The sequence below is a fragment of the Ruegeria sp. BK1 genome, from assembly GCF_056535645.1.
Genome location: NZ_JBQFIS010000001.1, coordinates 2,438,293 through 2,458,843, shown reverse-complemented (window position 1 = coordinate 2,458,843; position 20,551 = coordinate 2,438,293). Strand labels below are relative to the sequence as shown.

Annotated in this window: 24 protein-coding genes; 14 read left to right on the top strand and 10 right to left on the bottom strand. The window is 59.6% G+C overall.

Annotated elements, in window-relative coordinates; genetic code table 11:
• The first annotated feature begins 19 nt into the window (after window positions 1-19).
• Complete coding sequence (locus ACR3E7_RS12340; RefSeq protein WP_170772864.1) at window positions 20-205, top strand: hypothetical protein; 186 nt, start codon at window positions 20-22, stop codon at window positions 203-205.
• On the opposite strand, the gene map is transcribed toward ACR3E7_RS12340, so the two are convergent.
• On the bottom strand, window positions 193-1,005 hold the full coding sequence (gene map / locus ACR3E7_RS12335) for a type I methionyl aminopeptidase (RefSeq protein WP_170772862.1): 813 nt from the start codon (window positions 1,003-1,005) through the stop codon (window positions 193-195). The genes ACR3E7_RS12340 and map overlap by 13 nt on opposite strands.
• A 247-nt stretch (window positions 1,006-1,252) precedes the next feature.
• Between map and ACR3E7_RS12330 the strand changes: the two genes are divergently transcribed.
• Window positions 1,253-1,615, top strand: a complete 363-nt coding sequence (locus tag ACR3E7_RS12330) for a hypothetical protein (RefSeq protein WP_480503447.1) — start codon at window positions 1,253-1,255, stop codon at window positions 1,613-1,615.
• Here the strand turns inward: ACR3E7_RS12330 and sfsA are convergent.
• The gene (gene sfsA / locus ACR3E7_RS12325; protein ID WP_480503445.1) at window positions 1,612-2,322 is read right to left on the bottom strand and encodes a DNA/RNA nuclease SfsA; all 711 of its coding nucleotides are present in this window, start codon (window positions 2,320-2,322) and stop codon (window positions 1,612-1,614) included. The genes ACR3E7_RS12330 and sfsA overlap by 4 nt on opposite strands.
• 51 nt (window positions 2,323-2,373) lie before the next feature.
• Here sfsA and ACR3E7_RS12320 point away from each other — a divergent pair, with 51 nt between their 5' ends.
• From ACR3E7_RS12320 to ACR3E7_RS12305, 4 genes are read left to right on the top strand one after another with little or no spacing between them, the layout of a single operon-like run.
• Window positions 2,374-3,096 (top strand): competence/damage-inducible protein A, encoded by a 723-nt coding sequence (locus ACR3E7_RS12320; RefSeq protein WP_170772855.1) that lies wholly within the window; start codon window positions 2,374-2,376, stop codon window positions 3,094-3,096.
• Window positions 3,093-3,800 carry a GNAT family N-acetyltransferase gene (locus tag ACR3E7_RS12315; protein WP_480503444.1) on the top strand — a complete coding sequence of 236 codons (708 nt, stop codon included), beginning with the start codon at window positions 3,093-3,095 and terminating at the stop codon, window positions 3,798-3,800. Before ACR3E7_RS12320 ends, ACR3E7_RS12315 begins: the two co-directional genes overlap by 4 nt.
• 15 nt (window positions 3,801-3,815) lie before the next feature.
• Window positions 3,816-4,388: a peroxidase-related enzyme gene (locus tag ACR3E7_RS12310; RefSeq protein WP_170789547.1), complete on the top strand. Its 573-nt coding sequence runs from the start codon at window positions 3,816-3,818 to the stop codon at window positions 4,386-4,388.
• A complete protein-coding gene (locus ACR3E7_RS12305) occupies window positions 4,385-5,287 on the top strand; it encodes an OmpA family protein (protein ID WP_480503443.1) in 903 nt (300 codons plus the stop codon). Before ACR3E7_RS12310 ends, ACR3E7_RS12305 begins: the two co-directional genes overlap by 4 nt.
• 5 nt (window positions 5,288-5,292) lie before the next feature.
• Here the strand turns inward: ACR3E7_RS12305 and ACR3E7_RS12300 are convergent, their stop codons facing one another.
• Window positions 5,293-6,255, bottom strand: a complete 963-nt coding sequence (locus tag ACR3E7_RS12300; protein WP_480503442.1) for a sodium-dependent bicarbonate transport family permease — start codon at window positions 6,253-6,255, stop codon at window positions 5,293-5,295.
• Between the two features lie 98 nt (window positions 6,256-6,353).
• On the opposite strand from ACR3E7_RS12300, the gene ACR3E7_RS12295 reads away from it, so the two are divergent.
• The gene (locus tag ACR3E7_RS12295) at window positions 6,354-7,271 is read left to right on the top strand and encodes a hydrogen peroxide-inducible genes activator (RefSeq protein ID WP_480503441.1); all 918 of its coding nucleotides are present in this window, start codon (window positions 6,354-6,356) and stop codon (window positions 7,269-7,271) included.
• A gap of 52 nt (window positions 7,272-7,323) precedes the next feature.
• Here the strand turns inward: ACR3E7_RS12295 and ACR3E7_RS12290 are convergent, their stop codons facing one another.
• Window positions 7,324-8,229 carry a LysR family transcriptional regulator gene (locus tag ACR3E7_RS12290; protein WP_170772843.1) on the bottom strand — a complete coding sequence of 302 codons (906 nt, stop codon included), beginning with the start codon at window positions 8,227-8,229 and terminating at the stop codon, window positions 7,324-7,326.
• Between the two features lie 283 nt (window positions 8,230-8,512).
• A complete protein-coding gene (locus ACR3E7_RS12285; protein ID WP_170785154.1) occupies window positions 8,513-10,540 on the bottom strand; it encodes an NADPH-dependent 2,4-dienoyl-CoA reductase in 2,028 nt (675 codons plus the stop codon).
• A gap of 138 nt (window positions 10,541-10,678) precedes the next feature.
• On the opposite strand from ACR3E7_RS12285, the gene ACR3E7_RS12280 reads away from it, so the two are divergent.
• The 3 genes from ACR3E7_RS12280 (at window position 10,679) to ACR3E7_RS12270 (ending at window position 13,454) form a co-directional block, all read left to right on the top strand.
• A complete protein-coding gene (locus tag ACR3E7_RS12280) occupies window positions 10,679-11,164 on the top strand; it encodes an RNA pyrophosphohydrolase (protein ID WP_480503440.1) in 486 nt (161 codons plus the stop codon).
• A gap of 80 nt (window positions 11,165-11,244) precedes the next feature.
• Window positions 11,245-12,618: a radical SAM protein gene (locus ACR3E7_RS12275; RefSeq protein WP_480503439.1), complete on the top strand. Its 1,374-nt coding sequence runs from the start codon at window positions 11,245-11,247 to the stop codon at window positions 12,616-12,618.
• Entirely contained in the window at window positions 12,615-13,454 is an 840-nt protein-coding gene (locus ACR3E7_RS12270) for a DUF547 domain-containing protein (RefSeq protein ID WP_480503438.1), read from the top strand. The genes ACR3E7_RS12275 and ACR3E7_RS12270 overlap by 4 nt, the downstream gene beginning before the upstream one ends.
• A gap of 48 nt (window positions 13,455-13,502) precedes the next feature.
• Here the strand turns inward: ACR3E7_RS12270 and ACR3E7_RS12265 are convergent, their stop codons facing one another.
• On the bottom strand, window positions 13,503-14,492 hold the full coding sequence (locus ACR3E7_RS12265) for an adenosine kinase (protein WP_170355980.1): 990 nt from the start codon (window positions 14,490-14,492) through the stop codon (window positions 13,503-13,505).
• On the bottom strand, window positions 14,489-15,133 hold the full coding sequence (gene nth, locus ACR3E7_RS12260) for an endonuclease III (protein ID WP_170772829.1): 645 nt from the start codon (window positions 15,131-15,133) through the stop codon (window positions 14,489-14,491). Before nth ends, ACR3E7_RS12265 begins: the two co-directional genes overlap by 4 nt.
• Window positions 15,134-15,249: 116 nt before the next feature.
• Here nth and ACR3E7_RS12255 point away from each other — a divergent pair, with 116 nt between their 5' ends.
• Entirely contained in the window at window positions 15,250-16,092 is an 843-nt protein-coding gene (locus ACR3E7_RS12255; RefSeq protein ID WP_170772828.1) for a bifunctional helix-turn-helix domain-containing protein/methylated-DNA--[protein]-cysteine S-methyltransferase, read from the top strand.
• A gap of 163 nt (window positions 16,093-16,255) precedes the next feature.
• Window positions 16,256-16,906, top strand: coding sequence for a peroxiredoxin (locus ACR3E7_RS12250; protein ID WP_170355987.1), 651 nt, complete (start codon window positions 16,256-16,258; stop codon window positions 16,904-16,906).
• A 38-nt stretch (window positions 16,907-16,944) separates the two neighbouring features.
• Here the strand turns inward: ACR3E7_RS12250 and ACR3E7_RS12245 are convergent, their stop codons facing one another.
• The 3 genes from ACR3E7_RS12245 to ACR3E7_RS12235 form a co-directional block, all read right to left on the bottom strand.
• Window positions 16,945-17,667 (bottom strand): glycosyltransferase family 25 protein, encoded by a 723-nt coding sequence (locus ACR3E7_RS12245; protein ID WP_480503437.1) that lies wholly within the window; start codon window positions 17,665-17,667, stop codon window positions 16,945-16,947.
• A gap of 69 nt (window positions 17,668-17,736) precedes the next feature.
• Entirely contained in the window at window positions 17,737-18,426 is a 690-nt protein-coding gene (locus ACR3E7_RS12240; protein ID WP_480503435.1) for an outer membrane protein, read from the bottom strand.
• A 132-nt stretch (window positions 18,427-18,558) separates the two neighbouring features.
• Entirely contained in the window at window positions 18,559-19,044 is a 486-nt protein-coding gene (locus ACR3E7_RS12235) for a PACE efflux transporter (RefSeq protein WP_170789559.1), read from the bottom strand.
• A gap of 243 nt (window positions 19,045-19,287) precedes the next feature.
• Between ACR3E7_RS12235 and ACR3E7_RS12230 the strand changes: the two genes are divergently transcribed.
• Both ACR3E7_RS12230 and ACR3E7_RS12225 read left to right on the top strand, forming a co-directional pair.
• A complete protein-coding gene (locus ACR3E7_RS12230; protein ID WP_170772820.1) occupies window positions 19,288-19,923 on the top strand; it encodes a DUF1326 domain-containing protein in 636 nt (211 codons plus the stop codon).
• A 57-nt stretch (window positions 19,924-19,980) separates the two neighbouring features.
• A complete protein-coding gene (locus ACR3E7_RS12225) occupies window positions 19,981-20,502 on the top strand; it encodes a GNAT family N-acetyltransferase (protein WP_480503433.1) in 522 nt (173 codons plus the stop codon).
• Window positions 20,503-20,551: the final 49 nt, after the last annotated feature.

Here is a 20,551-nt window from a genome sequence, read left to right as displayed (position 1 = left end):
AACATGCTAGGCTTGCCGCATGGATCGCGCATTACTCCCATTGTTCTGGGCACCCAAGCAGGATGCTGCCACAGACTCAGCCACCGGCCCCGAGCGTAAACCGCTGCGCGCGCCGGTTTTCATCCATGACGCCGTCATCCCGTGGCGGGACGAGACCCTGTTGCTGAAGCTTCTACGCGATCAGGCCAAAGATCAGGACGAATAGGTCGGGTGGAACATATCACCCGGCGACAGGGTGAAAATCTCAACCCCGTTTGCCGTCACGCCAACCGAATGTTCGAACTGCGCCGACAGAGACTTGTCGCGGGTCACAGCGGTCCAGTCATCGGCCAGCGTCTTGGTCTCGGGGCGGCCCAGATTGACCATGGGTTCGATGGTGAAGAACATGCCCTCTTCCAACACAGCGCCGGTGCCTGGGCGGCCGTAATGCAGCACGTTGGGCGGCGCGTGGAACACACGTCCCAGACCGTGACCGCAGAAATCGCGTACAACGCTCATACGGTGCGCTTCGACATAGGCCTGAATAGCGTGGCCGATATCACCGAAAGTGTTGCCGGGTTTAACCATCTCGATCCCCTTGAACAGGGCATCATGGGTCACTTGGATCAGACGCTCAGCCTTGCGGGGCAGCTTTCCGGCCACATACATGCGCGAGGTGTCACCGAACCAGCCATCCACGATGACCGTGACGTCGATATTCAGGATATCGCCCTCTTTCAACCGCTTGTCACCGGGAATGCCGTGGCAGACCACGTGATTGACGCTGATACAGCTGGCGTGCTGATAGCCCTTGTAGCCGATGGTTGCCGAGGTCGCGCCCGCGTCTTCGACCATCTGAGTGATCAGCCCGTCAATCGCGCCTGTGGTTTGGCCGGGAAAGACATGCGGGGCGATGTCATCCAATATCCGCGCAGCCAAGGCCCCTGCCGCGTGCATCCCGGCAAAGTCACCCTGTTCGTAAATGCGGATACCGTCCTTGGTCAGACGGCCACGATGTTCTTTCATCGGTGCGAGGCTCCAAATGTTTCGCGCAGCGCTCCTTTTACGCTGCTTGTGCAGAAAGTACCAGAGGGCGTCCGGTCGCGGCGGGATCGATGGTTCAGATGAGGCGCAAAGCCTGGAAATTCAACCTTCAGTATGGGTTATGATCTTAAATCATGGCGTGTCAAAAGTAAATTTGCGCGCGATCTTGTGATCTGCGCAAGTGCAGAAAGCCGGTACAGACATGTGTGGCGCGTAAAGGATGGTGAATATGAAAAAGGGTCTGATCCTTGCAGTTTTGACCCTTGTGGGATGTCGGGAAGAGGTTCAGACGCTGTCCGCGACCGATGTGGCCGCGCTTTTGGCGCAGGATCGTAGGATCACATTCGAACGGTTTCACATCTCGGGCTCCGCGCGGATTGGCCGCGATGGCCAGTTCGCGGTGCTGGTGCCTCGGCTAGGGCAAGACACAGGCGCGTGGTGGCTGGAAGGCGATGCAATATGCAGTCAATGGGCCGCGTTCCGGCAGGGGGCAAAGCTGTGCGCGACGGTGGACCGGACAGAAAGCGGTGGTTATCAGGCGTTCAGCCCCGACACGGGGTCTTATCTGGGCGACTTCCAAATTCTTGACTAAGGGCGACCGTCGACGTGCCAGATCTTGTCGGTGTCGACCCAGACCCCTTCGGGCGTGATCGTGGTACCGCAGATCAGCCGCTCGACCCCTTGTGCGGCCTCGAACGCGGCTGCATAGGCGGGGTCGATATCGGCAGCCAGAGCAAAGCGGTCGCAGTCGGTGCGTTGCACCAGATACAGCATGATCGCCCGGTGGCCTTGCGCTGCCGTTGCAGCCAGCTCTCCCAGATGTTTGGTGCCGCGCGCGGTCACGCTGTCGGGAAATTCGGCCAGACCGGGTTGGCGGGACAGGGTGACACTTTTGACCTCGACATAGGCATCGGGCAGGCCGGGTTGGGTCAGCAAAAAGTCGATGCGGCTGTTTTCGCCGTACTTGACCTCGGGCCGGATGGTTTCATAGGCGGCCAGCGCGGGGATTTCACGCCCTAGAAATGCCGCGCGCAGGGCTTTGTTCGGAAGCGATGTGTCCACCCCGGTAAAATGCCCATTTTCGTGGTCGACCAGCCGCCAGCCATATTTCAGCTTTTTCTTGGGGTCGTCATTGGGCTCCAACCAGATTTTCTGGCCTGGTTCGGCCAGACCCATCATTGAGCCGGGATTGGCGCAATGGGCGGTTACTTCGTGCCCGTCCTCCAGCTTGCAATCGGCCAGAAAGCGTTTGTAGCGGCGGATCAGGCGGGCGGGGACAAGAGGGGTTTCAAATCGCATGGCCTAGGGCCTATACCTGCCCCAACGGTCGATCAAGAGGGGGTATGCGCCATGGCCAATCCAACCGCTGCAATGCTGGTGATCGGAGATGAAATCCTGTCGGGCCGCACGCGCGATGCCAATATGCACTATCTAGCGGGTGAGCTGACCAAGCAGGGCATCGACCTGAAAGAGGTGCGTATCGTCAGCGATGACGCCCCGGCGATTGAAGCCGCCGTTAAGGCGCTGTCCCAAGCGCATGACCATGTGTTCACCAGCGGTGGTATCGGGCCGACCCATGACGACATCACCGCCGATTGCATCGCGCGGGCCTTTGACGCGGCCATTGATATCCGTGCCGACGCGCGCGCTTTGCTTGAAGCGCACTACAAGAATTCCGGGTTGGAGTTGAACCCGGCCCGCCTGCGCATGGCGCGCATCCCGGATGGGGCCACGCTGATCGACAACCCGGTCTCGACCGCACCGGGGTTCACGATTGCGAATGTGCATGTCATGGCCGGGGTCCCTTCGGTCTTTCAGGCGATGGTGGCCAGTGTGCTGCCCGGCCTGACCGGCGGCAGCCCGCTTTTGTCGCAGACCCTGCGCGTGCATCGGGGCGAGGGCGATATCGCGGGGCCGCTGGCAGCGTTGGCTGCGGATTTTCCCGATCTGGCCATTGGCAGCTATCCGTTTCAGATCAACGGGGCCTTTGGCGCGAATATCGTGGTGCGCGGTACCGACGGGGCGCAGGTTGATGCAGCGGTCACACGGTTGGCGAAAGAGTTCGAGCTTTGACCGATTGGGCCCACATCGTCGATGGCACATGGCCCGCCGCGCAGTACACGAAGCAGGGCCCATTCCAATTGCGCCGAGGGCAGGGCGGTGGATCACGCGTGTCGGCGGCCAGCGCGCGAGGACCCGCGACCGAAGCACAGATCGACGCTGCCGAAGCCGCGATGCTGGCGATGGGGCAGAAACGCATCTTTTGCCTGCGACCGGGGGATGAGGCGCTGGATCAGCAGCTCTCGGACCGAGGGTACGACGTGCTGGACCCGGTCAACATCTACACCTGCCCCGTGTCGCATCTGACCGACATCCCTGTTCCGCGGGTGACTGCCTTTGCCATTTGGGACCCGCTGGCCATCATGGTCGAGATCTGGGCCAAAGGCGGCATCGGCCCAGAACGGCTTGCGGTCATGGAACGCGCGCCGGGGCCGAAAACTGGCCTGCTGATGCGCCGCGTGGATAAACCGGCCGGGACGGCGTTTGTCGCTATCCACGACGGTGTCGCCATGGTCCACGCGCTGGAAATCCTGCCGGAACACCGCCGTCACGGGCTGGGTCAATGGGCGATGCGAGCGGCGGCCTTCTGGGCGCAAGAACAGGGGGCGCGGACGCTCAGTGTGATTTGCACCAAGGTCAATGATGGGGCCAACGGTCTCTATCATGCGCTGGGGATGGAGATCGCCGGAGAATACCATTACCGTCAGCTTATCTAAGGAGAAAAACCTGACGTGACCGATCCCTCTCTGCCGACTGCATTGAACCTGCCGATGGTCGATCCCCTACCAGCGGAAACCCAGCGGTATTTCGATATCTGTGTGGAGAAGCTGGGCTTTGTGCCCAATGTGTTGCGGGCCTATGCCTTTGACATCGACAAGCTGAACGCCTTTACCACCATGTACAACGATCTGATGCTGGCCGAGAGCGGCATCACCAAGCTGGAACGTGAGATGATCGCGGTTGTCGTCTCGGCCATCAACAAGTGCTTTTATTGCCTTGTGGCGCATGGGGCAGCCGTGCGGCAGATGTCGGGTGATCCCCAACTGGGTGAGATGTTGGCGATGAACTATCGCGTCGCCCCACTGGATGCGCGGCAGCGGGCGATGCTGGATTTCGCGGCCAAGTTGACCCATGCCAGCGCTGAGATTGAAGAACCGGACCGCCAAAACCTGCGTGATGCGGGTTTCAGCGACCGTGATATCTGGGACATTGTCAATGTGGCCGGCTTTTTCAACATGTCGAACCGGGTCGCCAGCGCCACGGCGATGGTGCCAAACGACGCCTATTTCGCGCAGGCCCGATGATCCTGCGCGCGGGCCTGATATCGCTATGTCTGGCTGGTTCTGCGTTGGCGCAGGATGTGGCCTTGCCGTCGGGTTCGCGACTGGTCAGCGAACGAGTCAGTCCGCTGGACAGCTATGACTTGCCCACCGGCGGATTCGCGACTGGCAAAGTCCCTGCCCTCGCAGTCGAGGGCCGCGTCGAGCGCCTGACATGGCGCCTGCAATCAGGGTCCAGCACCACGTTGCAGCTATTGGCCCCACTGCGTCAACAGATCATGGATCAGGGCTTTGACATCATCTTCGAATGCGAGGCGATCACCTGCGGCGGTTTCGACTTCCGTTTTGGAACCGAGGTCGTGCCCACCCCGGATATGTACGTGGCCATTCAGGACTATCGCTTTCTCTCGGCCTCCCGTGGGGATGAGGCGCTGAGCCTGCTGGTCAGCCGCAATCCGCCCGACGGATATGTGCAGATGATCCGTGTCACGCCCGTGGACGCGCCCGAACCGCCGCCTCTGGTCGTTGAGGAAACGGTGAAGCAGACAGACGGGCTACTGGACGCACTGGAACAGAATGGCCACGTTATCCTTGAAGACCTGCATTTCAGAACCGGTGAGATCACGCTGGGCGAAGGCCCGTTTCCTTCGCTGGCGCTGATCGCGTCTTATATGGCCGACAATCCCAACGTCCGATTGGCGCTGGTGGGCAATACCGACGATACGGGTACGCTCGAGGCGAACATTTCGGTCAGTACGGGGCGTGCGCAGGCTGTGCGCGTGCGGTTGATCGAACAGCACGGCGTTGCCGGAAACCGTCTTGAGGCGCGCGGCATTGGCTATCTGGCCCCCATGACCTCAAATGCCACGCCCGAGGGCCGCGACCAGAACCGCCGGGTTGAGGCGGTTCTGCTGGTGAACTGACCTGCCTACATCACCCACCAAAGATAAAGCGGCAGGCCAACGGTGATGTTGAACGGGAAGGACACGCCCAGAGACAGGGTCAGGTAAATCCCGGATTCCGCCTTGGGCAGGGCGATTTTCATGGCCGCAGGCACCGCTATATACGAGGCCGAGGCGGACAGAACCATCAGCAGGAACAGGCTGCCTTCGGACAGACCGATCAGCGCGCCCACGGCCCAGGCCATCATCGCGCCGATCAGGGGCATCAGGACCCCAAAGGCGAACAGGCCGACCGACAGCTTGTCGCGATTGCTCAGCAGGCTGCGCCCCGCCGACAGGCCCATATCAAGCAGGAACAGGCACAAAATCCCGGTAAATGGCGTCACGATGAAGGGCGCAATCATCTGCATCCCCTGACCACCGGTTATAGCCCCAATCAGGAACGCCCCGGTCAGCAGAACGATGGAGCCGTTGGCCAACAGATCACGCCACAACCCGTCATCCTTGACGCCATTGCCATTGGACCGGTGCGCCAACCACAGCGCGGACAGAATGGCCGGAACCTCCATCGCGGCGGCGACGGCCACCATGAACCCGTCATGACTAAGTCCTAAAAGGTCCAACAGGCTGGTCGCGGTTACGAAGGTCACGATCGAGATCGAGCCGTAATGCCCTGCAACCGCGGCTGCGTTCAGGCTGTCCAACCGTGTCATCACTCGCAACAGCCCGAAAGCGACGAAGGGGATGGCAAAGGACAGCGCCACCCCGCCCAGAAGCGTCAGGAACAGGTCCATGTGGATGCCGTGCTCGGCTAGGTTGCTTCCGCCTTTGAACCCGATGGCAAGAAGCAGGTAGAGCGACATGAACTTGGCCGCGCCCGCCGGGATGGACAGATCACTGCGCACAAACGCGGCCACCAGCCCCAAGGCAAAAAACAAAATGGTGGGCACCAGCAGATTGCTGGACAGAGTTTCTAGGACGCTGGGCATATACGGCTCCTTTTCCGGCGGTCCGGGGCCTAGTGCCTTGCAGAATTGAATCAGCCCAATATTATCTTTCTAACAACTGAATAGTTTGGAACTATGAAATGCGACCCACCCTGCGCCAGCTGGAATATATCGTCACGGTCAGTCGCTTGGGCAGGTTCGGACTGGCTGCTGACGTTCTCAATGTCAGTCAGCCCAGCCTCTCGGCGCAAATTGCGACGGTAGAACAAGAGCTTGGCTTGCGTATCTTTGAACGGGACCGGGGCGGGGTACAGGTTACAGCGCGGGGCGAGGAGTTCATTGCCCGCGCTCAGAAAATCCTGGCCGAGGTACAGGACCTGCGCCATGCGATGACCAGCGACACCCCTGTCGGTGGACGACTGCGGTTGGGTGTATTGCCGTCGATTGGGCCCTACCTGTTGCCGCAAGTCATCAAGCATGTGCACCAGGAACGGCCCGGATTGCGCATCGTCGTGCGCGAAGAAAACACCCGAGACCTTGAGCAGGGATTGAAATCCGGCCGGTTCGACATGATCATTTCAACCCCCGAAGATCACCCCAATACGCTGCAACAACGCCTGTTCAACGAAACGCTCTGGATTGGGGTGGCCGTGGACGACGTACTAGCGCGCGATCTGCACGGGGTCACAGCCGAGGATTTGCGCGACCGTCTGATCCTGACTTTGGACCAAAGCCACCGTCTGTCCCGGATCGTCTATGCGCTGGCGGCGGAATGCGGAGGCGTGGTATCCGATGAATACGAGGGCACGACACTGGATTCTATCGTGCTAATGGCAGCCTCGGGGGTGGGGGCTGCGGTTTTGCCCGATCTCTATGCAAGGCGGCAGGGTATTTACCGAGACGAGGTGCGTCTGCGCCCTTTGACGATCCCCAACGCCAACCGCGATATCGCGCTGTTGTCGCGGCGCGGGGAAGCCGCCCTGCCCGGACAAAACATCCTGATCCAATCCCTGCGCACCGTTGCCAAGGGCATGGGGCTGTCGGTCTTCATGGAATAAAAAAAGACCCGCACAATTGTGTGCGGGCCGTTCAGTCTTCACCGGGGAGAAATTACCAATCCATCGGGCCCTTGTCGTTGAAGGACTCGACCAGAAAATCAATGAATGCGCGCACCTTGGGCTGTGTGAAACGGCCCGGAGGGTACACTGCATAGACGCCCTGCAACTCATCAGGCAGCGACGGCATCGCATCCAGAACCTTGCCGCTTTTCAGCGCGTCAGCGTACAGATAGCTGGGCAGATGCGCGATCCCAAGGCCCGAGATCGCTGCGTTCAGCAGGGACTGCCCGTCATTCACGCTCAGCCAGCCGGCGGTACGGACCTGACGCTTTTCGCCCGATGGCGCGGTCAGTTTCCACACGTTGCCGGAAGATTGGCTGGAGTAATGCAGCAGCTTGTGCTCGTTCAGATCGTCGATCTTTTGGGGGCGGCCATATTTGTCGATGTAACTGGGGGCCGCGACCATCCGTTTCACGGTTTCGGTCAGTTTGCGGGCGCGCAGGGTGCTGTCTTCCAACTCACCAATACGCACGGCCACGTCGAACCCTTCCGAGATCAGCTCAACATACCGGTTGTTCAGCACCATGTTCACGGTGATATCGGGATAGGCTGACAGGAATTCTGACAGGACCGGAGACAGATGATTCACGCCAAAATCCGTGGCCACACTGATGCGCAACAGGCCCGAAGGCGCGGATTGCATCGACGTCACCAGCGCATCAGCCTCGCCTGCGTCATTCAGCACACGGCGCGCGCGGTCATAGTAGGCCAAACCGATTTCCGTAGGCGACACGCGTCGCGTTGTGCGGTTCAAAAGACGGGCGCCCAGACGCGCCTCGAGGCTCGAGACGTGCTTGGACACGGCCGATTTGGAGATGCCCATTTTCTTGGCCGCATCTGTGAAGCCACCTTGGTCCACCACATTGGCAAAGGCTTCCATTTCGGTCAGTCTGTCCATACTCGTACCCCAAGTCTTGGTTCGTTGACTGACCTTGGCGCTCAATCTGGGCGGAAACTGGGCAGACATGGGATAATATCAGGGATTTAATCTGGATCGTTTGCGGATAGGAAACGTGGAAACGGTGGTTTCTAAATTCGCCACAAACCCGAAAACTATGGGGTTTTACCGGCAGCATTACACATACGTTAATCTGAGGATGGCAAATTTGTGACCGTTGAACGTGTCACCAAAGCCATTTTTTCGTTGTAGCGCAGGCCCGGCGCGAACCGGGCCCGATGCCTCAAAAAGTCGCCGCCAGACGTGTGCCTTGATTAATTGCGCGTTTGGCGTCCAACTCTGCCGCCACATCCGCCCCGCCGATCACGTGCGGAGTTATACCGCGTTCGATCAGCGCATCCGCGAGGCTGCGTTCGGAAACCTGACCCGAGCATAGAACAATCGTGTCCGCCGCAATCACGGTTGGGTCGGCGCGCTCTTCGCCAAAGCTGACATGTAGGCCGTCATCGTCGATGCGTTCATAGTTCACACCGCCGACGAAATTGACGTCTTTCATCTTCAGCGTAGCGCGGTGAATCCAGCCGGTTGTTTTACCCAGACCCTTGCCATGCGCCTGTTTTTTGCGCTGCAACAGCGTAACGTCGCGCGCGGGTGCCGCCGGTTGGGGGCCCTCGGGGGCAAGGCCCGAGCGATGCTCGGCCGGGTCGGTGACGCCCCATTCCTTCATCCATGCAGGCAGGTCAGTGGTGATGCTGTGGCCGTCCTCCAGCAGGAATTCGGACACGTCAAACCCGATGCCCCCCGCGCCGATCACAGCGACGGATTTGCCGACCTCGGCCTTGTGGCGCAAAACGTCGATATAGTCGATCACATTGTCCCGATCCTGCCCCGGAATCTGCGGATCGCGCGGGGTGACGCCGGTGGCAATGACCACCTCGTCAAAGCCGGTCAGGTCGTCAGCCGTTACCTCGCGGTTCAGTTCAACCTTCACGCCCAGATCGGCTATCATGGTGCGGAACCAGTCGACCAGCCCCCAGAACTCTTCCTTGCCGGGCACCTGTTTGGCCATGTTCAGCTGGCCACCGATCTCAGATGCGCGGTCAAATAGAGTCACGTCATGGCCGCGCTGGGCGGCGGTCATGGCAGTGGACAGACCCGCAGGGCCCGCGCCAACGATGGCCACGGTTTTTGGTGTGTCGGCCTTGCCAATCACCAACTCGGTCTCGTGGCAGGCGCGCGGGTTCACCAGACACGAGGTCAGCTTGCCGCCGAATGTGTGGTCCAGACAGGCTTGGTTACAGGCAATACAGGGCGCGATCTGTGCCGATTTGCCGTCCATCGCCTTGGCGACGAAATCCGCATCCGCCAGCATCGGGCGCGCCAGTGACACCATGTCGGCGCAGCCGGTGGACAGAACCTCTTCGGCGACTTCGGGCGTGTTGATCCGGTTCGAGGTAATCACCGGAATGCTCACCTTGCCCATCAGCTTTTTAGTAACCCAGGCAAAAGCTGCGCGCGGCACGGATGTGGCGATGGTCGGAATCCGCGCCTCATGCCAGCCGATGCCGGTGTTGATGATCGTGGCTCCCGCTTGTTCAACCCGTTTCGCCAGTTCGACAACCTCATCATGGGTGGAGCCATTGGGCACAAGGTCGATCATCGACAGGCGGTAGATGATAATGAAATCACGGCCCACGGCCTCGCGCGTGCGGCGCACGATTTCAATCGGCAGGCGCATCCGGTTCTCATACGAGCCGCCCCAGCGATCTTCGCGCTTGTTGGTGTGGGTCACGAGGAACTGGTTAATGAAATAGCCTTCCGATCCCATGATTTCGACCCCGTCATAGCCCGCCTTTTGGGCCAGCTTGGCGGCGTTAACGATGTCGCTGATCTGTTTCTCGATCCCGTCTTCGTCCAGCTCATTGGGCGGGAAGGGCGAGATGGGTGATTTCACCGGGCTGGGCGCCACGCATTTGGGGCCATAGGCATAGCGACCCGCATGCAGGATCTGCATGGCGATCTTGCCGCCTGCCTCATGCACACGCTGGGTCACGATGGAGTGGTTTTCGACGTCCTTCTCGGTGGTCATCATCGACGCGCCGGGCAGGACCGAGCCTTCGAGGTTCGGGCCAATCCCGCCCGTCACCATCAGCCCTACTTCGCCGCGGGCACGGTCAGCATAGAATTCTGCCACGCGGTTCCAGTCGCCGGTCTCTTCCAGACCGGTATGCATCGAGCCCATCAGGACCCGGTTTTTCAGAGTGGTAAAGCCCAGATCCAGCGGGGCCAGCATGTTTGGGTACGCAGTCATGGTTACTCTCCCTCCCGAATTCTTTGTCGTTAGATTGACGTTTGCGTCAACATTGTCACGCGAAACCTTGCGTCACGGTCTTTGCTGTCCTGACAGCACTTGATACAGACAAGGCGTGACAGGAAAAAGAGGCCGCGCATGACCCCCGATGAAATCGCCAATCTGCCCTATCGGCCCTGCGTCGGGCTAATGCTGATGAACGCTCAAGGTCATATCTTTGTCGGCCAGCGCAATGACCGCCACGCCGATGCCTGGCAGATGCCGCAGGGTGGGGTAGACAAAGGCGAAGACCCGCGCGATGCGGCCCTGCGAGAGCTGTGGGAAGAGACGGGTGTGACCGCTGATCTGGTCGAGGTCGTGGCCGAAACTCCCGGCTGGCTGCCCTACGATCTGCCCCATGACATCGTGCCCAAGATTTGGAAAGGCCGCTATCGTGGGCAAGAGCAGAAATGGTTCCTGCTGCGTTTCACGGGCCGTGACGATCAGATCAATATCGACACCGATCATCCCGAGTTCACCCGCTGGAAATGGCAGGAGCCCTCTCTCTTGGTTGAAGAAATCGTACCCTTCAAGCGCGATGTCTACGCGCAGGTGGTTGCAGCATTCAGCGCATTTCTGCGGTAGGAGCGCGCTTCACTCACCCTGCGACAACTTGCCGTGAGGGGGCATAGTTCGGGCCACACGGCATCTCTAGCTTGGTCCGCATGAGAGATACCGCGCACAGCCCCCCCGCCATCGTCCCTGCAGGTCGCAAGTTCATCGGTTCCGACCGCCGCGCGCCTCTGCGCGAGGGTTTGCAGGGCTGTGGCGAATACCATGCCGGGCAAACGGCGGGGCGGTTCTATCCCATCGCATGCGTTGCGCTGGAGGTCACGCAAAGGTGCAATCTGGATTGCACGCTGTGTTACCTCTCGGATCGGGCCGAGATGACCTATGACCCTCCTCTGTCGGTTCTGTTTGCGCGGTTGAAGACGATTCAAAGCCACTATGGCACCGGGGTGTCGGTACAGTTGACTGGCGGTGATCCGACCCTGCGCAAGATCGAGGATCTTGAGGCGCTGTGCCGGGAAATCCGCCGTTTGGGGATGCGGTCCTGTCTGATGACAAACGGGATTCGTGCCAGCCGCGCCAAGTTGATGCGGTTGGCAGCGGCGGGGCTGGACGACGTGGCCTTTCATGTGGACATGACGCAAGAGCGCAAGGGGTTCACCTCGGAAGAAGAGCTGAACACTGTCCGCCGCGCCTATATCCGGCGGGCGCGGGGGTTGGGGCTGCGGATTCTGTTCAACACCACGGTGTTTGCCGGCAATTTCGACGAACTGCCCATGCTGGCGCGTTATCTGCGGGATCGACCCGAGGTGGCGTTTGTCTCGTTCCAAGTGCAGGCCGATACTGGGCGCGGCGTGTTGCGCGAACGGCCCGAGATGATCACGCAGGACAGTGTCGCGCGCGCGGTCGAGGAAGGCTATGGGACTCCGCTGCATTTCGGCACGGCGGCTGTGGGCCATTCCAAATGCAACCGTTACGCCAGCGTCCTGACGGCCGGAGGGCGCGCGGTCTCGCTATTGTCTAACCAAAGCTTGGTGCATCGGGTGATGACAGCGCTGGAAGGGGTGGACGACAATCAGGACGCCCATATCCGTATTCGCCCCAAGGTTGGGCGCATGATCCGACGACATCCGCTGCTGGCCCTGCGCGCGTTGGGGCAACTTGGGCTGAGCGTCGCTCGTCTGGGTACTGGCGTGCTACGTGGCCCGGTGCGGCGGCAAGCGGTGTTTATTCACAATTTCATGGCGGCAGATCAGTTGGACGAAGACCGCTGCGCCTCGTGCGTGTTCATGGTGGCTACGGCGAACGGGCCGCTTTCGATGTGTGTCCATAACGCGCAGCGCGACATGCATCTGGCCAGCCCTGACCGGATTGACGGGCCGACTGGTCCAAGCTGGTGGAACGCTGCCGTTCCGCGTCTGTCCAATGGCCCGGACCTGCCCGAACTGAGCGATCCGGCGCTTGCTCCGATGAAACGGCTGAAAGGGCAGATGCGCGCCCTGCGCCAGTCCCGAAAGGATGCCTCATGAGACGTCTGCTGATCCTGCTGTTGCTGCCCCTGCTTGCGGCTTGTGCCAGTGTCGAACGACTGGCCCTTCCCGCGCCCGAACCTTTGGCGAACAGCGCCCTGACCCGCGTCGCCCAACCGCCCGGAGAGCGTGTTGATCACCGCGACTGGACCACCTTTCTGAACCGCTATGTCGCGCCTGATGCGCAGGGTGTGAACCGGATGGCTTACGGGCAGGTCTCGGCCGACGACAAAGCACGTTTGGACGGGTATATCGAAGATTTGCAAACAGTTGACCCTGCGGCGCTGACCCGTGATCAACAGCTGGCCTATTGGATCAATATGTATAACGCGGTGACGGTGGATGTGATCCTTGAGAACTACCCCGTCGCCTCGATCCGCGACATCAAGGACGGGCCGCTGTCAATCGGGCCGTGGAACCGGCCCATAGTGACGGTCGCCGGGCAGAGCTTAACCCTGAACGAGATCGAACACCGCATCATCCGCCCTGAATTCAACGAGCCGCGCATTCATTATGCCCTGAACTGTGCCGCTGTGGGCTGCCCCAACCTCATGGACCGCGCCTGGCAGGCCGACACGCTGGAGCGTGATTTTGCCGCCGCCGAACACGCCTATATCAACGACCCGCGTGGCGTGCGGTTTAATGACAATGGCGGGCTGATCCTGTCCAAGATCTTCATCTGGTTCCGAGAGGATTTCGGACCGAACGAACAGGCGGTTCTAACCTATGTCCGAACGGTCGCCGACCCCGATCTGGAAGCGCGGCTGCAAGATGTGTCCCGAGTCAGTGCCTATAGTTATGACTGGGCACTGAACGACGCGGCGGCGGGGTCGTAAAAAAGCTGCGCCAAGGTCATCTGGGCGCCCTCGGCGCTACTCAGCGACTTACAGCAAGCCTTCGGCGCGCAGCAATTCCTGCATATTCGCTTCTGGCCTTGGGCCGATATGGCTGATCACTTCGCGGGCGCAGACATTTCCGATCTTGGCGCAGGTCTCGTAATCGCGCCCTGTGGCCATACCGAACAGGAACCCAGCGGCGAATTGATCGCCCGCGCCGGTGGCGTCCACGGGCACAACCTTTTCCACCGGTACATCCACGCGCTGACCGCCGAACAAAACCGTTACGCCATCACCCGACCGGGTACATACGACCAGAGGGCAAATCGCGGCGGTTTTGGCCAGAGCATCCTCGAGATCATCGGTTTCGAACAGCGATTTGATCTCGGCCTCGTTGCCGATCACGAAATCCAGCTCGTTCTCGATCAGCAGCAGGAAATCGACCCGGTGACGTTCCACGCAGAACGGGTCGGAAATGGCGATCCCCGCCTTGCCGCCGCCCTTGTGACAGGTGCGCGCGGCCTCAAGAAACGCGGCTTTGCCCTTTTCCTTGTCGAACAGATACCCCTCAAGGAACATGATTTGGCTGTTGCCTGACACATCCTCGGACACGTCCTGTGATGACAGTTCCGAGGAAATGCCCAGATAGGTGTTCATTGACCGTTCGCCGTCGGGCGAGACAAAGATCATCGAGCGTGAGGTCGGCAGCTCGCCACCCGGCACCGGCGGGTTGACGAAATCGACGCCGTCCTCGTTCATCGCATCCGCATAGAACCGCCCCAGCGCGTCGTCATGCACCCGGCCAATGAATGCCGCATCCAGTCCCAGTGCCCCGGCACCCGCGATGGTATTCGCGACCGAGCCGCCGGGCGTCTGCACGCGCCCCTCCATCGAGGCATACAGCACTTCGCCGCGCTCCTGCTCGATCAGTTGCATGATGCCCTTTTCGATGCCCATCAGTTCCAGAAAGCTGTCATCGGCCTGGGAGATCACGTCCACAACGGCATTTCCGATACCGGTGAGCTGGTAGGTTTTCATAGGGTCTTGTCCTCAAATTCGCAGAGATCGCGGATGATACAGGTTCCGCATTGGGGTTTGCGCGCCTTGCAGTGATAGCGACCATGCAGGATCAGCCAGTGATGCGCGTGCAGTTGGAAATCGGCGGGAATATTGTCTTCGATGGCGCGCTCGACGGCATCTACGGTCTTGCCGGGACAAATGCCGGTGCGGTTGCCGACGCGGAAGATATGGGTGTCGACCGCCTGCGCCGGTTGCCGCCACCACATGTTCAGAACCACATTGGCCGTCTTGCGCCCGACACCGGGCAGCGATTGTAGCGCGGCACGGGAATTGGGCACTTCGCCGCCATAGTCTTCGACCAGAATGCGGCTGAGTTTGATGACGTTCTTGGCCTTCTGGCGGAACAGGCCAATGGTCTTGATATGCTCGGTCAGGCCCTCTTCGCCCAAATCCAGCATCTTTTGCGGTGTGTCGGCGATTTTGAACAGCTCGCGCGTGGCTTTGTTAACGCCCGCATCGGTGGCCTGCGCCGATAGCGCCACGGCCACGACCAGAGTATAGACGTTCACATGATCCAGCTCGCCCTTGGGTTCGGGGTCGGCGTCCTGAAAACGCGTAAAGATCTCGCGGATCGTGTGGTAATCGAGTTGCTTTGCCATCCGGGCCTTAATGCCGCCCGCAGGCGCATGACACAAGCCCAAAGCCAATGCGCATGTTTCGGGTCGCGGTGGCGTGGCGCGCGGGATATGGTCCGGGGCAGCAGATGAGGTGAGTTATGAACGTCCAGACCCCCGAAAGCGGATACCACTACAACGTCATGCGCCGCGCGATCGAGCTGATTGATCAGGGCGGCGAATCCCTGTCGCTGGACGAACTGGCCCGCCAGATGGACATGAGCCCCGCGCATTTTCAACGCCTGTTCTCACGCTGGACTGGGGTATCGCCGAAACGCTATCAGCAATATCTGACGCTGGGCCACGCCAAGGCCTTGCTGCACGAGCGGTTCACCACGCTGGAGACCGCGCATAACGTGGGGCTGTCCGGAAGCGGCCGTCTGCATGACCTGTTCCTGAAATGGGAATCCATGAGCCCCGGCGAATACGCCCGCAAAGGCGCGGGCCTGACGATTTACTGGGGCTGGTTCGATTGCCCCTTCGGCCCGACGTTGGTGATGGGCACTGACAAAGGGATTTGCGGTATGGCCTTTGGCGCAGAAACCGGCGAAGCGGCGGCAATGGAGGATATGACCTCGCGCTGGCCCAAAGCCAGCTACATCGAGAACGCCGAAAAGCTGCGCCCATGGGTCGAGGCGTCGTTTGGCGCGAAACGGTCCGAGACGCCGCTGCACCTGATCGGTTCCCCGCTGCAGATCAAAGTGTGGGAGGCACTGATGCACATTCCTTCGGGGCAAGTCACGACCTATTCCGAGATCGCGCAGCGGGTGGGGTCCCCGCAGGCGGTGCGGGCCGTGGGTACGGCCGTTGGGCGCAACCCGGTCAGTTGGTTGATCCCATGCCACCGGGCGTTGCGCAAGTCTGGCGGGCTAGGGGGCTATCATTGGGGCCTGCCCGTCAAGCGCGCCATGCTGGCTTATGAGGCCGCGCAGGCCGAGGCCTGAGACAGGCGCGCCGCGTTTTTGTTGGGGCGAATTCCTGAATTTCAGGATAATATCGTGATACGTGAATTTTGAGCGATCCCTCAAAGAACGGTTTAACTTACACACAAAGTGATTAAATTCGCATCAGCCTGCCAGGCTGACCAACAGGAGAAGGAGACGCATTATGGGCTTGCGCATCAACGACACCGTCCCAAATTTCACCGCAGAAACGGATCAGGGCACCATTCAGTTCCACGACTGGATCGGTGACAGCTGGGCTATTCTGTTCTCGCACCCCAAGGACTTCACTCCTGTCTGCACCACCGAGTTTTCTGCCGTGGCGCAACTGAATGACGAATGGGCGGCACGCAACACCAAGGTTTTGGGCGTGTCGGTCGATGGTGTGGAAGACCACAAGAAGTGGAAGAAAGACATCGAGGCCTATGGCAATGCCAATCCCGGTTTCCCGATCATTGCCGACGACGGACTTGCGGTCTCGAAAGCCTTCGACATGTTGCCTGCCGAAGCTTATCTGCCCGATGGCCGCACCCCGGCGGACAGTGCCACCGTGCGTTCTGTGTTCATCATCGGCCCGGACAAGCAGTTGAAGCTGTCGATGACCTATCCGATGACCGTGGGTCGCAATTTTGCGGAAATCCTACGCGCGCTGGACGGTCTGCAAATGAGCAGCAAGGGCGTCGCAACGCCGGCCAACTGGGTGCCCGGTGAAGACGTGATCATCCCGCCTGCGGTGTCGAACGAGGAGGCCAAGGAGAAATTTGGCGAGTTCGAAACGATCTTCCCTTATCTGCGCAAAACCAAAGCGCCGAGCTAAGAAACAACAAAGCGGGGCATCAGGCCCCGCTTTTTCGTTCAGCAAGCCGGCTTTTGCGGATGGCTGTGCAGATAGGCGCGATAAGCTGCGCGCTTGAACTCGCGGGTCAGTTTGTCGCTCAGCGGAGGACGAGTCTGGATTGTGGACCCACCGATTTCGCTAGCCACTTCCTGATTGCCACTGCCCTGAAGCGACAGGATTGGTTGGCCGGTTAGCCAGTGCATTTGCAGGAACGTATCCACAGGGCGGTCGATCTTGTCAGTTGCGGCCAAAAGCCGTTCTGCCGCGCGGCGCCCGACAAGCTGGCACACACATTGCAACCCGATCACCTTTGGCAGGATCAGACGCTGATCATTGGTTTTGGCCAGCACTTGCGCCGCAACTTCGCGTTGTTTTACGGGAATGCGGATATAGTGCTCGGGCGTAGCAAAGGCCGCCAACATCTTTAGCGCTTTGGCCATGCGAATGGGGTCAATGCGCAGGTCATCTTCGGTGATGATGGCCATATCGATCTTTTCGTCCACCAGTTTGCGCCAAAGACGACGATGGCTTTCGAACACCCCGATCTCCGCAGGGCGCAATTTAAACGGGTATTCTGGATGGTGCAAATTGCCGGGAAACAGCGCAACATCGGCGATCTGCGCCGGGTCGCGACCGTTTACCGCTTCGAATAATTCCGCGTTCGGAAGGTCGCTGCAAAGTTTCTCGGCATTGGGTCGCCGCGCGGCACTAGAGGACATATGGATGACGAAAGATCGCATGTCCTCGTGCATAGAGCACGCGGACATGCGGGGGAAGGGAAACCGGAGAGAAACACTTCCCCTATTCGATCAAAATCTTTGGCGCACGCCGAAATTGATGCTGAACGCGTCGATGTCATCTTCGACGGTGCCGGTCAACGCGCCGTTCGGGGCCAGACGGTCCGAGGAAACGTTGAAGGCGCGCGAATAGCGCGTATCCAGTGTCAGGGCCGTGTTTTCGCTGACATCATAGGCAACGCCTGCGATGATCTGAGCGGCAAAGTTGGTGTCACTGTCATCCAACTCCACACCCGGTCCGTATGAGAAATCCAGATCGGTGTAGGCGACACCCAGACCCAAGCCGACATAGGGCGTGAGCGCGCTGGCGGTTTTGAAGTCGACCAGAACATTGGCAAACAAGGAAGTCTGGGTCACATCACCCGAAACGTTGACTTCGCTTGCGGGCCCGTTGCCGGAAAAATTCACTCCGTCTACGTCATTGTCCCGATAAGAGAGTTCAAGTTCGACCCGAGTGGCGATGCTGTCATTGCTCCACTGTGGGATTTCTTTGCCGATGGCAATGCCCAGTCCAAACCCACCGTCAAAATCGGTATCGACGGATTCCGGGCCACCATTGACGGTGCCGGTGAAATCGCTGTCCTGCAAATTGCTGTAGCCAGCAAATCCGTGGACGTAGAGGTCATCTGTGAGGCTTTGCGCAACCGGTGCTGACGCGCTGAGGCCCAGCACCGCCGAGGCGAGAATAATTCGCTTAACCATGTCCATGTCCTTTGTTCCAAATGGTTATGAACCCACATGTGGACAAACTCGCCGCAAATGAAAGACAGGCGAGCTTCACTTCGATTCACAGCTTATTGGGGTGGAGTGATCGAACAAGCAGCGCGGGTTTGTTCAGATGTTATTGCAGACCGCCGCGCCGGGATCGCATTGCGGTGTGCCCTCGACCGCAGAGACAGGTCTTACGGGGCGTAACCGGTCATAAATGATATGAAAAACATAGGTGTAGATCGAATAGGTGATCGTCAGACCAAGATTGAAAGCCAGTGCGGCCTGCAGGGAATGGCCGCCAAAATACATCAGCAACGGGCATGTAATAATAATCGCGGTGACCTCATGCAGCACTGCGTGGACGATCCGCAACCGGTGGGGGCGGGCGCTTGCCAGGCGGCGGGTTCGGTGCCGCTCTATCCAGTCGAACGACGTGTTGAAAATGGGCGACCAGATCAAAATGACGATGGACAGCAGGGAAATCAGCGCAAACCCATGCACCATCGACGCCCCCGCGATATATGCATAAACCGGCGAGACGAACGCGATTCCCACCACCTCGAAACTACATGTTTGGATGACTCGTTCCCTGAACGATCTTAATGTCATGGCCCATTCCTTCGCACACACTTATTGGTTGTGCGACGTCGGCCCTGCATGCTCGGTCGCGGGTCTTTCGACCCTTGCGCAAATTGTCATGCCGAAAGCCTTCTGACTGTGAAGTTCGACACATTCGCGCGTCTTTCCCATTCGATTTTCCGTAGCGGTTCGGGATTTGGCGTAAATATGCTATGGTGCCGCGATCGGGGCGGGTGATGACAGGTATCGGGCTTTCACATCAGGAGAGTTACGATGGCATTCACAGATTGGTACGTTGAGGGCGAAGCCTTCGGGAATTGCAACTGCGGCTACGCCTGCCCCTGTCAGTTCGAAGAATTACCCACCAATGGCAATTGCAGGGGCTTCGAAGTGCTGGAGGTCTCCAAGGGGCATTTCGGCGACACTGATCTGGCAGGCACCAAAGCGGCTCTGATCTACGCGTGGCCCGGCCCGATCTTTGAAGGCGGCGGCGAGATGCAGGTGATTATTGATCCCAGCGCCTCGGACGCGCAGCGCGATGCGTTGGAAAAGGTCTTTCACGGTGAGGAAACGGATGAAATGGCCACCCATTGGTTCGTCTTCCGCGCCATGTGCAAAACCGTACACGAGACCCTGTATCTGCCAATTGATTTCGACATCGACATAGAAGGGCGTAAAGCCAAGGTCACAGTGGGCGATGTGCTGCAATCTACGGGGCGTCCAATTCAGGCCCCGCATGGCGGCGGCGAGCATCGCGTTCGGATCGACATTCCCGGCGGGATCGAATTCACACTGGCCGAGATCGGTAGCGCTTCGACCAAGGCGGATGCAGCGATCAAGCTTGATCTGAACGACAGCTATGGCCAGTGGCACGTGATGAAACATGGGCCGTCCGGTGTTGCGCATTGAACAATGGCTTGTGGTCACACCCGCAACAGGGTCAACTGATCCGCGAGGTGTGACCCGATGATTGAAATTGAACACTGTGCCGCGTTGCCGCCCAAGGATCAGCTGAATGGCATCCTGTCGCAATATTACGACCTGATTGTCGAACGCATGGGCGCCATGGGGTTCGAGATTGATCCATCCGCCCCGGAAAGCGCCTTAGCCGAATTCTGGGCGCGCCCCGAGGATTACCTGCCACCCAATGGTTGCCTGGTCGTGGCGCGGGATGGGCAGTCCGCGATTGTGGGGTGCGGGATGCTGAAGCGTCTGGATCAAGAGACCGGTGAGTTAAAGCGCGTCTTTGTCACCGAAAGTGCCCGTGGCACCGGAACCGGGCGCGCGTTGATCGTGGCGCGAGAGAATGCCGCAAGACAGATGGGGTTGAAACGGCTGGTGGCCGATACGTTGACCCCGAATGTTGAGATGCGCAGCCTGTATCCGAAGCTTGGGTTTGTGGAACTGGACACACCGATCGAGACAACAACCTACAAGGACCAACCGATGTTGCGACCGCATCTGCATTACTTTGCCAAGGACTTGTAGGGTCACAAAAAAAGACCCCGGCCAGAACCGGGGTCTTTGGTAATTCGAA

Bases quoted from the DNA above. Each gene is read 5' to 3' on its own strand.
- ACR3E7_RS12340 (WP_170772864.1), top strand. From the start codon at position 20: ATGGATCGCGCATTACTCCCATTGTTCTGGGCACCCAAGCAGGATGCT.
- map (WP_170772862.1), bottom strand. From the start codon at position 1,005: ATGAAAGAACATCGTGGCCGTCTGACCAAGGACGGTATCCGCATTTAC.
- ACR3E7_RS12330 (WP_480503447.1), top strand. From the start codon at position 1,253: ATGAAAAAGGGTCTGATCCTTGCAGTTTTGACCCTTGTGGGATGTCGG.
- sfsA (WP_480503445.1), bottom strand. From the start codon at position 2,322: ATGCGATTTGAAACCCCTCTTGTCCCCGCCCGCCTGATCCGCCGCTAC.
- ACR3E7_RS12320 (WP_170772855.1), top strand. From the start codon at position 2,374: ATGGCCAATCCAACCGCTGCAATGCTGGTGATCGGAGATGAAATCCTG.
- ACR3E7_RS12305 (WP_480503443.1), top strand. From the start codon at position 4,385: ATGATCCTGCGCGCGGGCCTGATATCGCTATGTCTGGCTGGTTCTGCG.
- ACR3E7_RS12300 (WP_480503442.1), bottom strand. From the start codon at position 6,255: ATGCCCAGCGTCCTAGAAACTCTGTCCAGCAATCTGCTGGTGCCCACC.
- ACR3E7_RS12295 (WP_480503441.1), top strand. From the start codon at position 6,354: ATGCGACCCACCCTGCGCCAGCTGGAATATATCGTCACGGTCAGTCGC.
- ACR3E7_RS12290 (WP_170772843.1), bottom strand. From the start codon at position 8,229: ATGGACAGACTGACCGAAATGGAAGCCTTTGCCAATGTGGTGGACCAA.
- ACR3E7_RS12285 (WP_170785154.1), bottom strand. From the start codon at position 10,540: ATGACTGCGTACCCAAACATGCTGGCCCCGCTGGATCTGGGCTTTACC.
- ACR3E7_RS12280 (WP_480503440.1), top strand. From the start codon at position 10,679: ATGACCCCCGATGAAATCGCCAATCTGCCCTATCGGCCCTGCGTCGGG.
- ACR3E7_RS12275 (WP_480503439.1), top strand. From the start codon at position 11,245: ATGAGAGATACCGCGCACAGCCCCCCCGCCATCGTCCCTGCAGGTCGC.
- ACR3E7_RS12270 (WP_480503438.1), top strand. From the start codon at position 12,615: ATGAGACGTCTGCTGATCCTGCTGTTGCTGCCCCTGCTTGCGGCTTGT.
- ACR3E7_RS12265 (WP_170355980.1), bottom strand. From the start codon at position 14,492: ATGAAAACCTACCAGCTCACCGGTATCGGAAATGCCGTTGTGGACGTG.
- nth (WP_170772829.1), bottom strand. From the start codon at position 15,133: ATGGCAAAGCAACTCGATTACCACACGATCCGCGAGATCTTTACGCGT.
- ACR3E7_RS12255 (WP_170772828.1), top strand. From the start codon at position 15,250: ATGAACGTCCAGACCCCCGAAAGCGGATACCACTACAACGTCATGCGC.
- ACR3E7_RS12250 (WP_170355987.1), top strand. From the start codon at position 16,256: ATGGGCTTGCGCATCAACGACACCGTCCCAAATTTCACCGCAGAAACG.
- ACR3E7_RS12245 (WP_480503437.1), bottom strand. From the start codon at position 17,667: ATGCGATCTTTCGTCATCCATATGTCCTCTAGTGCCGCGCGGCGACCC.
- ACR3E7_RS12240 (WP_480503435.1), bottom strand. From the start codon at position 18,426: ATGGTTAAGCGAATTATTCTCGCCTCGGCGGTGCTGGGCCTCAGCGCG.
- ACR3E7_RS12235 (WP_170789559.1), bottom strand. From the start codon at position 19,044: ATGACATTAAGATCGTTCAGGGAACGAGTCATCCAAACATGTAGTTTC.
- ACR3E7_RS12230 (WP_170772820.1), top strand. From the start codon at position 19,288: ATGGCATTCACAGATTGGTACGTTGAGGGCGAAGCCTTCGGGAATTGC.
- ACR3E7_RS12225 (WP_480503433.1), top strand. From the start codon at position 19,981: ATGATTGAAATTGAACACTGTGCCGCGTTGCCGCCCAAGGATCAGCTG.